This is a genomic window from Agrobacterium tumefaciens (genome assembly GCA_025560025.1).
In the GTDB taxonomy this organism is placed as follows: Bacteria; Pseudomonadota; Alphaproteobacteria; order Rhizobiales; family Rhizobiaceae; genus Agrobacterium.
The window spans coordinates 2,086,316-2,098,418 of record CP048486.1 but is presented as its reverse complement, the minus strand read 5'-3'; the positions used below and the strand labels follow the sequence as shown (position 1 = coordinate 2,098,418).

Sequence of the window (12,103 nt, the reverse complement as noted above, 5' to 3'; positions counted from 1 at the left end):
TTTATCCGCGTGAATGGCGGCGGTTCAAGGTAACGATCAGGCCGAGCGTGCCTGCGATCACCAGGAAGGAGAACAGGGTCGTTACGGCTCCGAGCGCATAAAGCACCGGCGTCGTGACATTGGTGGTCATGCCGTAGATTTCCAGCGGCAGGGTGTTGTAGGTTCCCGCCGTCATCAGCGTGCGGGCGAATTCGTCATAGGAAAGCGTGAAGCCGAACAGGCCGACGCCGATCAGGCTCGGCGCGATCATCGGCAGCACCACATGGGCAAATGTTTGCCAGGAGGACGCGCCAAGGTCACGGGCTGCCTCCTCATAGGATGGCGAGAAGCGGTTGAACACGGCCAGCATGATGAGCACGCCAAATGGCAGCGTCCAGGTGAGATGCGCGCCAAAAGCTGATGTATACCATGAAGGCTCCAGCCCAAGCTGTTGGAAAAGAACACCAATGCCAAGCGAAATGATGATTGACGGAACCACCAGGCTGGCAACGGAGAGATAAAAAAGCGGTGTCGCGCCGATGAATTTTCGTCGGAAGGCAAGGCCCGCCAGAAGCGATACGAAAACGGTGACGATCATGACCATCAGGCCAAGCCCGAAGGAGCGGCGGAACGAGCCGCCGAAATCGCCCACCGCCTGCTGTTCGAAGAGATTACCGAACCAGTGCAGCGAAACGCCATTCAGCGGAAAAGTCAGGCCGCCATTCGGTCCCTGAAAAGCGAGGATGAGGATGGCCGACAGCGGGCCGTAAAGGAACAGCACGAAAAGGGCGAAAAAGAAAGCGAGGATGTAGAATTCGCGGCCGCGTTTTTCCTGATGCATGGGATTAGAGCTCCTTGCGGATATCAACGATGCGCAGGATGCCCGCGACCATCAGCAGAACGAGAATGAGCAGAATGACGGCGTTTGCGGCGGCCGCCGGATATTGCAGCAGCGACATCTGGTTCTTCATCATCAGCGCCACGGAAGCGCTTTGCCCGCCGGACATGACCTGAACTGTCGAGAAATCCGCCATCACCAGCGTCACGACAAAGATGCTGCCGATGGCCATGCCGGGTTTTGCAAGGGGAATGATGACGTTCCAGAGTGTCTGCCAGCCCGTTGCACCGGCGTCACGCGCCGCCTCGATCAGCGATTTGTCGATGCGCATCAGCGTATTGAAGATCGGCGTGACCATGAACAGCGTATAAAGATGCACCATGGCCAGCACCACGGCGAAATCCGAATAAAGCAGCCACTCAATCGGCGCGGGCACGATGCCGGCGCTGACCAGCGTGCTGTTGACCAGCCCGTTGCGCCCGAGAACGGGTATCCAGGAGATCATGCGGATGATGTTCGATGTCAGGAACGGCACGGTGCAGATGAGGAAGAGCACCATCTGCATGGTGGTGGTGCGAATGTGAAAAGCCAGGAAATAGGCGACCCAGAAACCGCAGAACAGCGTGATGGCCCAGACGATGGCGGCATATTTCAGCGTGTTGAGATAGGTCTGCCAGGTGACCCACGAGCCCAGCGTTTCCAGATAGTTGAAGGTCACGAAATCGGGATACATCTGGGCGAAGTCATAGTCCCAGAAGCTGACGACGGCGATCATGAGGATCGGCAGAGCCAGGAAAAAGCCGAGGATCAGCAAAAGCGGTGCGGCCTGCACATAGGATACGAGCTTTTGCGGCAGGGCGAAGCTGCGGGGCGGCCTGTCCTTTTTTTCGCTGACGCCGATAAGTCTGACCGTCACCATGGTGGAGCCTTTCGCTGGATTTGGAGATGCACCGGCGGCGATGTCGCCAGCGAGCATGTTGACAAAGGCCTCTACACTCTCGCCGTCATCCTCGGGCTTGACCCGAGGATCCATGGCCGCGCCAGATTGTGGATCCTCGGGTCAAGCCCGAGGATGACGGCGGAGGGTTTTCGACGCCTATGTGACTGACCGGCGGCCTTCACCGCCGGCTTCATCCTTCAAAAACATCAGGCCGCGATGAATTCGTTCCAGCGACGAACCATGTAGCGGTCCTCGTCCATGACGGAGTTCCAGCATGCGACCTTGCCCATGCGCTCCTCGAAGGAGCCGCCATCGCGCACCGCACCGGCCTTTTCCATGACCTTGCCGTCGGGCGCGATGATATCGCCCTGCGCCGGCTTGCCTTCGACCCAGTAACCCCACTCGTCGGCGGACATATGTTCCTTCGCCGTTTCCATGGCGGCAGAGTAGTAGCCCTGGCGGTTGAGGTAAGCGCCGACCCAGCCGGAGGTGTACCAGTTGATATATTCGTAAGCCGCATCGAGCTTGGCGCCGGAGAGGTGCTTGGCAAGGCCAAGACCGCCACCCCAGGAGCGATAACCTTCCTTCAGCGGCTGATATTTGCAGGCGATGCCCTTGGAGCGAACGGCGGCGACGGCCGGCGACCACATGGACTGGATGATGACTTCACCCGAGGCCATGAGGTTGACGCTTTCATCGAAGCTCTTCCAGAAGGCGCGGAACTGGCCGTCTTTTTTCGCCTTGATGAGGAAGTCGATTGTCTTGTCGATCTCTTCCTTGGTCATGTTGCCCTTGTCGGCATATTTGATGTTGCCCAGGGCTTCCATGATCATCGCCGCATCCATGATGCCGATGGAGGGAATGTTGAGGATCGAGGTCTTGCCCTTGAACTTCGGGTCCATGATATCGGCCCAGCTGGAGATATCGCGGCCGACGAGATCGGGGCGGATGCCAAGCGTATCGGCATTGTAGATGGTCGGGACCATGGTGAAATAATCGGTCTCGCCCTTGGCGAACTTCTTGTCGCCGGGCTTTTCGACGAAACCGACCGTGTGCGGGGCCGTGCCCTGCGCCACGACGCTGTCCGGCTTCAGCTTGCCGTTTTTGAACAGCGGCACGATCTTGTCGTAATATTTCAGCTTCTTGATTTCCATCGGCTGGATGACGCCCGCCGGATAGACCTTCTTCAGGATCCAGTATTCGATGTCGGCGATGTCATAGGAATTCGGCTGGGTCACCGCACGCTGGGCGGCAGCGTCGGAATCCGTCGCCGTCATTTCGAGCGTGATACCGAGATCGGCCTTGCACTTTTCGGCAATGGCATTGAGGTTCGACACGCCGGTGCCGAACTGGCGGATGGTGATCGGGTTCTGCGCCCAGATGGTCGGGAAGCCGGTGATGAGGCCGGAGCCGATCGCCGCACCCGTCGCCGCCGCACCGGCCTTGAGAAGGCCGCGGCGGGAAAGGCCTGTTTTGATCTTGGAGGTATCGGTCATTTCAAAGTTCTCCTCTGGTTATTTTTGGGGTCACTTCTCTACCCGGCCGAGCACGATGGCATCGGCCGCATTCCATGAAAGCGGTATGGCGTCGCCGGTCCTGACCGGCTTTTCAAAAAAGGCGGCATCGCTGAGGATGACGTTGAAATCCTCGATACCCGCGCCGCTGACGGCGATCTTCACGCTCGCGCCGCGATATTCGACATTCGAGACAATGCCGGTAAAACCGAAGCCCGGCTGATCCGCCTCCCCCACGCGCACGCGGTCGGTACGGATGGCGATATCCACCGCGCCGTCATCGGGAGCGGTGCCGTTGGCCGTGAAGGTGCCTCCACCCGCCACTTCCAGCATGACGAGATCGCCGGTCTTTTGTTTGAAACGCCCGGAAATGACATTGTGGTCGCCCATGAAACGGGCAACGAAAGCGGTGGCCGGGCGCTCGAACACCTCGCGTGGTGTCGCCGCCTGCTCGATACGGCCATCATTCATGACGACGATGACATCGGCCAGCGCCATGGCCTCTTCCTGGCTGTGCGTGACGTGGACGAAGGTGATGCCAAGCGAGGTCTGCAGTTTCTTCAACTCGGCACGCATGCGGATTTTGAGGAAAGGATCGAGCGCCGACAGCGGCTCATCCAGCAGCAGCGCCTCGGGATCGGTGATGAGCGCGCGCGCCAGCGCCACGCGCTGCTGCTGCCCGCCGGAAAGCTGGGCCGGACGTCGGCTGGCATAGGGTTCAAGCTGCATCAGCCGCAGCATATCGAGCGCCTTGGCGCGGCGCGTCTCCCTGTCCACCCCCTTCATCTTGAGGCTGAAGGCGACATTGTCGACGAGATCGAGATGCGGAAACAGCGCATAGGACTGGAACATCATCGCCGTGCCGCGCCGGGCGGGCGGCAGATCGGTGACCACCACATTGCCCAGCCGGACATCACCGCTGGAAATGCTTTCATGGCCGGCAATCATTCGCAGCGTCGAGGTTTTTCCGCAGCCCGACGGGCCAAGCAGGCAGCAATAGCTTCCCGCCGGAATCTTGAGGCTTATCGCATGCACGGCGGTGGTGGTGCCGTAAATCTTGGATACGGACGCGATGTCGATTGCTGCGGCTTTGCTCATGAACACTCTCCTGCGACAACCTTGTCATGCAGGAGGCGTGCCAATCCGCTTTGCCATTGATCTAAAAGGAAATTCCAGGGCGACCTATGAACCCGGCCGGCCGCCTGCCCAAATTTGCAGCGATTGTTTTCGATTGACTGTCGAAATTGTATGCGATCTTGGTGGGCGGGTTTGCCATGCCAAAGGCGCAAACTTCTCCTACTCGTCTCCGGGCACACCATAGGACGGGGCATCCGCTGGGTTGAGCGCCCGCGTCACATAAGCATCTGCCTGCGGCTTGTATATTTCCCAGGCATGGGCGACCGCCTCGACCGGGCATGCATCGTCAAGCCAGTCGATGCGCAGTTCCGCATAGGGCCAACTCTCGCGGTCGACAATCAGCAATCCGGCTGAATGAACCGGACCTGCCTCGCCGCCATTTTCGACAGCGGCTTTAAGAGCGGCGACTAGCCTGTCGCCGAGGGACCCTTCGGAAACTTCAAACGCCCGGACCATCGCCGCCGGAATTCCATCATTTGCGAGCAGATTTCCGCCGGCCGCGCAATCCTTGCCTGAGGCGGATGTCCATATTCCCAGGGCCTTCGTACCGGAATGAATTGCTGCATTTCCATTCGCGTCTATCGCGAGAAGCTGGCGATGGTCCGGAAATGCGTCATGATCGCGCGCGCCGGAGACCGCCTCGGCGGCATCCGCCCCTTGCGCCAGCCGTCGCAGCATCAAATTTCCAAGCGCGGGATTGGTGACGTTTTGTGTCGCAACCGCGCCTACCCCGGCTTCGGCCCAGGCGCACCGCGCAGCGACGGCAGGAGACGACGAGGAGATGGCAACCCCGAACTGGCCGGTATCGGCGCAACGCGCAACGATGGAAAAAGTCATGTCGAACTCCTGTTTCTGAGAATAGTCGCCGCGCTTCCAGAACCGCCGACCTGACTTTTTGGGCCGATCAGCGGTTTGAACGGCTGGCCTTGCCGGATCAATCGGGAATGACTGCGGTGGCGTCGATCTCGACAAGCCATTCGGGTCGCGCAAGCGCCACGACGACGAGGCCCGTGCAGACCGGGTAGACGCCCTTTATATATTCGCCCATGGTCCGGTAGACCGCCTCGCGGTGGCGCACGTCGGTCAGATAGACGACGAGCTTGGTCACATGCTCCATCTTTCCACCGGACTCTTCGACCAGCTGGCGAATATTCTGCATGACCTTGTGGGTCTGTGTTACCGGATCGTGGCTATCGATATTCTTTGCCGTATCGAGATCCTGCGGGCACTGGCCGCGCAGGAAAATCACCGTACCGCGTGCGACCACCGCCTGGCAGAGATCGTTGTCGAGCCGTTGCTCGGGGTAGGTTTCCTTCGTATTGAACTTGCGAATACGGGTATGTGCCATTCTATTCTCCATCGGAACAGGCAAATGAAATTGTGACGCCGTGCTTTTTGAGGTGGGACAATCAGCCTTGCGGCGAATACGCCATGTAGGTGTCCTGAATGGCGATATGATCGGCGACATGCTTGGCGTCGTGCCAGACACCCCAGATAAAGCTGGAGCCTCGCCCCGAAAGCCATGGCAGGCCGAGAAAATAGATGCCCTTTTCGGCCGAAACGCCGCGCTGATGCTTTGGTCGGCCCGCCTCGTCGAAAGCGCCCACCTTCAGCCAGCTGTAGTCGGAGCTGAAGCCGGTGGCCCAGACGATTGTCGTCACCCCGGCCTCCACGAGATCGAGCTCCTGCAACGGGCGGGTGACACAGTCGACGACGGGACCAGGAATGCGCGCCTCCGGCTCCTGCGGCAGATTGAGACCGTTGCGTGTGACAAAGGCGTCCGCTTCATCCAGCAGCGAGAGGTAGTTCCGGTCACCCCGGTCGAGATTGCGGGCAAGATCGTCGCTGAAGGTCAGCTTGCCCTGTACATAGGTGCCGGTCATGCCGACCAACACCATGCCCTGTGCGGCAAGACGGCGAAAATCGATGGTTTCGCCGCCGCGTGCGCCGCTCACTGCAATGGTGACGTGTTCGGCACCGGGCGCCTGCGCCTGCGCATCCCATTTGCCGAGAACGCCGAGCCACCAGACGAAATCGCGGCCGCGATAGGCGCGCGGCGGGCGATCATGGGGACCGACGGACAAATAGACCTTGCGCCCGGCCCGCATCAGCTCTTCGGCAATCTGCACGCCGGAAGAACCGGCACCGACCACCAGCACCGCTCCATCAGGGAGCTGGGCGGGATTGCGGTATTCGCTGGAATGTATCTGGTTGAGACCGCTTTCGCGCGGAACCAGCGGCGGAATATTCGGCTTTTGGAACGGCCCGGTCGCCGCCACGACATTCCCTGCCTCGATCACGCCGCCCGATGTCTCGACGCGAAAACCCGGACGGCCTTCAAGGCGCTCGACACGGCTGACTTCGACGCCGCAACGCACCGGCGCATCGTTCATCCGGGCATAGGCAGCGAAATAATCGGCTACTTCATCCTTTGGTATGAAGGCATCGGGATTTCCGGAAAAGTCCATATTCGGAAAACGGTCGTGCCAGGCCGGACCGTTGGCAACGAGCGAATCCCAGCGCATCGAACGCCAGCGCTCGGCAATGCGCCCCTTTTCAAGCACGACATGATCTATGCCGTTCCTGCCAAGGTGTTCGCTCATCGCGACGCCGGCCTGCCCTGCCCCAACGACAAGCGTGTGGATTTTTTCGACTGACATTATTGCCCTTCCTTCTCCTGGCCGTGATCTGCTGACCGCAACGGCTGCTTGCTATCGATCTAGCGAAGGGCGGAGGTTCAGAAAATTATCATTTCCTGCAGCACTGGTTAGGATCGCCAAAAGCAAAGGCTTTTCTTCCTGCAGGCGCCGCAGCCTATTGCCGGAAGCGTGGTTTACACTTTAGGAACTGATAATTGTAAGAAGGGCGACTTGACCGCGCCCTATTGGCAAAGGGCTTTCGCATTCACCGCCGGCCCCCGCGCACATGCTACGTAAGGGCTGCACATGCGTTTTACGCTTCGCCAACTCGAATATTTCATCGCCACCGCCGAGGCTGGCTCCATCACGCTTGCTTCGGAGCGAATCCGTGTTTCGCAGCCATCGATTTCAACGGCGATCTCGCAGCTGGAAATCGAGCTGAACACCCAGCTCTTCCTGCGGCGGCACGCCCAGGGCCTTTCTCTCACTCCCGCGGGGCAGAAGATACTGGCGCAGGCAAAGGCGGTCATCGAACAGGGACAGAACCTCTATATCGCGGCCTCCGAAGCCTCCGATCAGGTGCGTGGAACGCTTTCGCTGGGCTGTCTGCTCACATTCGCGCCGATGCTTCTGCCGGAAGTCAGCCATAGTTTCAGGGCCGCCTTTCCCGGCGCGCAGGTGAGACCCACGGTCGCCGACCACAGCGTCCTTCTCTCAAAGCTCGAGCGGGCCGAAATCGACGTCGCGCTTTCCTATGACCTGTCTATCCCTGAGGGTTTCGAGTTCACCGTGCTGGCGGAATTGCCGCCCTATGTGCAGGTGGCGGAAACGGATCCTCTCGCTGCACTCTCCGCCATTACCCTCAAGGAGCTTGAAGAGCGGGAATTCATTCTGCTCGACCTGCCCCTGTCGCGGGATTATTTCCTCGGCCTCTTCGCCGCCGCCGGCGTATCGCCCAACATCGTGGCGCAGATCCAGCATCAGGAAGTCATCCGCACGATGGTCGGCAACCAGTATGGTTACACGCTGGCCAATGTCCGCCCCAAGAACAAGGCGGCGCTGGATGGCCGCCGGCTCGTCGGCCTTCGTCTGGCGGGCGAACACAAGCCCATGCGCATCGGCCTCATCCGCATCGGCCAGCAGGTGGCCACACGCATGGTCCGCAGTTTCGAGGACCATTGCAAAGGTCTGATATCGAACAGCTATGTGCCGGGCATGGAAGCGCCCAATCTGAACATGCGCCGCAGTGTTTCCGACTAGGATGTTTCCGTGCGCATTGTCCGGACATAAAAGCGATTCCCCTTTTACTGGAAATGCTTCGCCGCCATGCTCGCTTTTTTCTAAGCACCAGTTCCGAATATCTTATTTTTCTTTTTGGTCGCGCAATGAGACTGTGCGCGCCAATTGCCGGTCGCGCCCTGCTGCCGGCCCCTGTTTTCACGGAGGCTCCCTTGTCCGATACGACCATGTTCGCCGATCAACCCGCAGACGCGAATGACAGGATCGTCGATGCGATGACCAATCAGGAAAAGGTCGATCTGCTGTCGGGCTTCGGCATGTGGAAGACAGCAGGCATTGCCGCGCATGGCATCAAGCCCATCGTCATGACGGACGGCACCTATGGCGTGCGTTACTCCATTCCCCAGATCGACAGTGATGAACGCGGCGGCATGGACCTCGATGCGTTCCTGTCCGTGGTCAACCAGCGGGCCAGCGACGTTTCCATCGCCTGGGGCGAAATGAAGCCCGCCACCTGCTTTCCAAACGGTTCGGCCATGGGCAACAGCTGGGACGAAGCGCTGATGCAGCGCCTCGGCACCTTACTCGGCAAGGAATGCCGGGCGATGGGCGTGCACCTCTTGCTGGGCCCCGGCATCAACATACGCCGCACGCCGCTCGCCGGCCGTTCCTATGAATATTATTCGGAAGACCCGCTCGTGACCGGCAGGCTCTCGGCGGCCGTGATCGAAGGTATCCAGTCGCAGGGCGTCGGCACGTCGCTCAAGCATTTCGCCTGCAACAATTCCGAGGTGGAACGCACGACGATGGACAGTATCGTCGATGAGCGCGCCCTGCGTGAAATCTATCTCAAGGGCTTCGAAATCGCGATCAGGCAGTCCAACCCCTGGACGATCATGTCCTCCTATAACCGCCTCAACGGCGTTCAGGCCTCGCAGGACCCATGGCTCCTTGATGATGTTCTTCGCAAGGAGTGGGGTTTTAAAGGCGTCGTCGTTTCAGACTGGCACGGCATCAAGGACCGCCCCGCCTCGCTGATTGCGGGCGGTGACCTGGACATGCCTGAAAGCCCGCGCCGAAAGGCCGATCTTCTCGCAGCACTCAATTCCGGTACGGTCCCTGCCGCAACAGTGGACCTCTCCTGCAAACGAATGCTGGATCTGATCGAACTTTGCCACAAGGGCGCAGAAGGTGCGGTTCCCGCCTATACGGCGGACGAGCATCACGCCGAGGCGCGTGCGATGGCGGCGGCCTCCATGGTGCTGGTACGTAATGAGGGCCTATTGCCGATCCGGCCCGGGATGCGGCGGATCGTCGTCGTCGGCCGTGATGCCGGCACGCCGGTCATCCAGGGTTCGGGTTGCGCCACCACCATTCCGACCATGGTGGATCAGCCGCTGGAGCAATTACAGAAGGCACTCGGCGCCGACCAGACGCTGACCTTCCGCACGGAAGCGGATGCCGAGACCCTCGAACTGGCCGCCAATGCGGACCTCGTGCTGGTCTATACCTCGACCGAGGGCGCCTATGACGGCGAAGGCTCCGACCGCACCACTCTGACGCTCGGTCCCGGACAGGACGAGATGATCGCGGCGCTTGCTGCAGTCTCCGACAGGGTTGCGGTCGTCATCGCCTGCCCCGACGCGGTTGAAATGCCGTGGATTGACAAGGTGGGCGCGGTACTCGTCACCTTCTATTCCGGACAGGCGATGGGCGGCGCCGTTGCCGACGTGCTGACCGGTGCCGTCAATCCCTCAGGCAAACTTTCCGTCACCTTCCCGAAGCGCCTGACCGATGTTCCAGGCTTCCTCCACTATCCCGGCGAAAACGGCCAGCATGTCTATGGAGAAGGTATTCATGTGGGTTACAGATCCTATGACATGCGCGAGATCGAGCCGCTGTTCCCCTTCGGCCACGGCCTGAGCTACACCACATTTTCTTATGCGGAGATGTCTCTTTCCGCCACAGAGATCGGCTTGAACGACGAGATCACCGTCGCCTTCACGGTCACCAACACAGGCGATCGTGCCGGTGCAGAAGTCGCGCAGCTCTATCTTCAGGCACCGGGCAAGAGGCTTAAGCGCTCGCCGCAGGAGCTGAAGGGCTTCGCAAAGCCCGTGCTGCAACCGGGCGAAAGCAGGAAAATCCAGCTCACGCTGAAAGGCTCCGATCTGGCGATCTGGGATCCCGCCCTCAAGCGCTGGGTGCTGGAAGGCGTCGAGGCGCGCCTCGTCGTCGGGGCTTCCTCACGTTCGCCGCAACTCAGCGCCGATCTCAAGCTGAAACCTTCGGTCCTGCCGTTCCGCCGCCTGGCCTATGACACGCAGCCGGCCTATGTGCTTCCGAATGCAATCGCCTGCGACGGTATCTGCGCCTATCTCACCGCCCGTTGCAATATTTCGCCGGAAGATGCGATGCGGATGCTTCAGCATTGCGCAAATTCCTTCTTCGGCATTTTCACATCGCTGGAGCGGCGTCTGCGCCTTTCCATCCCCGAGGCCGAGGTCGCTCATCTCATCAAGGAGATCAATGCGACGATGGATGCAGCGGAGGCGAGATTGTGACACCGACGGAAGCCTGGCTGGCGCGTCTCATCGCCCATCCCACCGTCAGCGCGGAAACGAACCTGCCGCTGATTGCCGAAATTGAAACCGCGTTGCGGAAGGCCGGCGCGACCTGCGAGCGCTTTCCAGATGCGACGGGGAAGAAGGCGTCCCTTCTTGCCCGCTTCGGGCCCGATGTCGCCGGCGGTCTGATGGTGTCAGGTCACGTCGATGTGGTTCCAGCCGCTGGGCAGGACTGGACCGTTCCGCCCTTCGAAATGACGCGCAGCAACGGACGTCTCTATGGCCGCGGCTCAGCAGATATGAAGGGCTTCGTCGCCTGCGTCATGGCATTGGCCGAGAGGATGGAGACGACAAACCTGACCGCCCCGCTATGGATCGCCATTTCCTATGACGAGGAAATCGGCTGCGTCGGTGTGCGGCCGATGATCGACGATATTTCGGCACGCGGTATTTTTCCCGACCTGATTGTCGTTGGCGAACCCACATCCATGCGGCTGGGGCTCGGGCACAAGGGCAAAATGGCTTTCCACGTCGCGTTTACGGGCTCGCCGCGTCATTCCGCAGAAGCGCCGCTGGCTCTCAACGCCCTGCACATCGCAACCGATTTCATCTCCGGCCTGCGTCGATTGCAGGATGAAATCGAGGCCAAAGGCCCATATGAAACGGGTTATTCGGTTCCCTACGCCACCGTGCATGTCGGCAAGCTCACCGGCGGCACGGTCGTCAATCTGATGCCGGATCGCGCAGAACTGTTTATGGAATGCCGCATGCTCGCGGCGGACGATCCTCTGGCGCTTGCAGACAGCATCCGCAAGACCGGTCAGATGGCGTTGAAACCCCATCAGGCCCGTTTTGCCGAAGCCGCACTCGACATAGAAAATACCGGCAGCTACCCCGGATTGTCGACCGAGCTGGACGATCCAGCAGTCGCAGCCTTTTCAGAATGCTTGCCGGTGGACACGGCGCAATGCCGGTTGAGCTTCGGCACGGAGGGCGGGCTTTTCGCCCAGGCGCTTGATGTTCCGGTGGTGATATGCGGTCCCGGCAGCATGGATCAGGGGCATCGGCCCGATGAATTCATCGACGAAACCCAACTTGCCGCCTGCGACGAGGCGCTTGCCAGGGCAGTGGAAAGGTTTTGCCGCAGCCATGGCCAACTTGCTTCGCATGTCCCAAAGCAGATGAACGGAAAATTGTAATTTACCGAAGCCGCGCGGTTGGCAAATGTAGGCTGATAAAGATCAAAACCA

10 protein-coding genes are annotated in these 12,103 nt (G+C 60.1%); 3 read left to right on the top strand and 7 right to left on the bottom strand.

The genetic code is table 11. The features are described 5' to 3' along the window. Window position 1: 1 nt before the first annotated feature. The 7 genes from FY152_23490 to FY152_23460 form a co-directional block, all read right to left on the bottom strand. Window positions 2-820 carry an ABC transporter permease gene (locus tag FY152_23490; protein UXS35048.1) on the bottom strand — a complete coding sequence of 273 codons (819 nt, stop codon included), beginning with the start codon at window positions 818-820 and terminating at the stop codon, window positions 2-4. 4 nt (window positions 821-824) lie between these two features. Then, the gene (locus FY152_23485) at window positions 825-1,736 is read right to left on the bottom strand and encodes an ABC transporter permease (protein UXS35174.1); all 912 of its coding nucleotides are present in this window, start codon (window positions 1,734-1,736) and stop codon (window positions 825-827) included. 227 nt (window positions 1,737-1,963) lie between these two features. Next, complete coding sequence (locus FY152_23480; protein UXS35047.1) at window positions 1,964-3,253, bottom strand: extracellular solute-binding protein; 1,290 nt, start codon at window positions 3,251-3,253, stop codon at window positions 1,964-1,966. 30 nt (window positions 3,254-3,283) lie between these two features. Then, on the bottom strand, window positions 3,284-4,369 hold the full coding sequence (locus FY152_23475) for an ABC transporter ATP-binding protein (GenBank protein UXS35046.1): 1,086 nt from the start codon (window positions 4,367-4,369) through the stop codon (window positions 3,284-3,286). A gap of 198 nt (window positions 4,370-4,567) precedes the next feature. Further along, window positions 4,568-5,245 carry a DUF1028 domain-containing protein gene (locus FY152_23470; protein UXS35045.1) on the bottom strand — a complete coding sequence of 226 codons (678 nt, stop codon included), beginning with the start codon at window positions 5,243-5,245 and terminating at the stop codon, window positions 4,568-4,570. Window positions 5,246-5,342: 97 nt separating this feature from the next. Then, window positions 5,343-5,756 (bottom strand): RidA family protein, encoded by a 414-nt coding sequence (locus FY152_23465; GenBank protein ID UXS35044.1) that lies wholly within the window; start codon window positions 5,754-5,756, stop codon window positions 5,343-5,345. A 61-nt stretch (window positions 5,757-5,817) separates the two neighbouring features. Next, a complete protein-coding gene (locus FY152_23460) occupies window positions 5,818-7,068 on the bottom strand; it encodes an NAD(P)-binding domain-containing protein (GenBank protein ID UXS35043.1) in 1,251 nt (416 codons plus the stop codon). Between the two features lie 285 nt (window positions 7,069-7,353). Here FY152_23460 and FY152_23455 point away from each other — a divergent pair, with 285 nt between their 5' ends. The 3 genes from FY152_23455 (at window position 7,354) to argE (ending at window position 12,052) form a co-directional block, all read left to right on the top strand. Then, window positions 7,354-8,307 (top strand): LysR family transcriptional regulator, encoded by a 954-nt coding sequence (locus tag FY152_23455; protein UXS35042.1) that lies wholly within the window; start codon window positions 7,354-7,356, stop codon window positions 8,305-8,307. Between the two features lie 206 nt (window positions 8,308-8,513). Next, on the top strand, window positions 8,514-10,850 hold the full coding sequence (locus tag FY152_23450; protein UXS35173.1) for a glycosyl hydrolase: 2,337 nt from the start codon (window positions 8,514-8,516) through the stop codon (window positions 10,848-10,850). Further along, on the top strand, window positions 10,847-12,052 hold the full coding sequence (argE, locus tag FY152_23445) for an acetylornithine deacetylase (protein UXS35041.1): 1,206 nt from the start codon (window positions 10,847-10,849) through the stop codon (window positions 12,050-12,052). Before FY152_23450 ends, argE begins: the two co-directional genes overlap by 4 nt. Window positions 12,053-12,103 lie beyond the last annotated feature (51 nt).

Bases quoted from the DNA above. Each gene is read 5' to 3' on its own strand.
- FY152_23455 (UXS35042.1), top strand. From the start codon at position 7,354: ATGCGTTTTACGCTTCGCCAACTCGAATATTTCATCGCCACCGCCGAG.
- FY152_23460 (UXS35043.1), bottom strand. From the start codon at position 7,068: ATGTCAGTCGAAAAAATCCACACGCTTGTCGTTGGGGCAGGGCAGGCC.
- FY152_23485 (UXS35174.1), bottom strand. From the start codon at position 1,736: ATGGTGACGGTCAGACTTATCGGCGTCAGCGAAAAAAAGGACAGGCCG.
- FY152_23465 (UXS35044.1), bottom strand. From the start codon at position 5,756: ATGGCACATACCCGTATTCGCAAGTTCAATACGAAGGAAACCTACCCC.
- FY152_23475 (UXS35046.1), bottom strand. From the start codon at position 4,369: ATGAGCAAAGCCGCAGCAATCGACATCGCGTCCGTATCCAAGATTTAC.
- FY152_23470 (UXS35045.1), bottom strand. From the start codon at position 5,245: ATGACTTTTTCCATCGTTGCGCGTTGCGCCGATACCGGCCAGTTCGGG.
- FY152_23490 (UXS35048.1), bottom strand. From the start codon at position 820: ATGCATCAGGAAAAACGCGGCCGCGAATTCTACATCCTCGCTTTCTTT.
- FY152_23450 (UXS35173.1), top strand. From the start codon at position 8,514: ATGTTCGCCGATCAACCCGCAGACGCGAATGACAGGATCGTCGATGCG.
- FY152_23480 (UXS35047.1), bottom strand. From the start codon at position 3,253: ATGACCGATACCTCCAAGATCAAAACAGGCCTTTCCCGCCGCGGCCTT.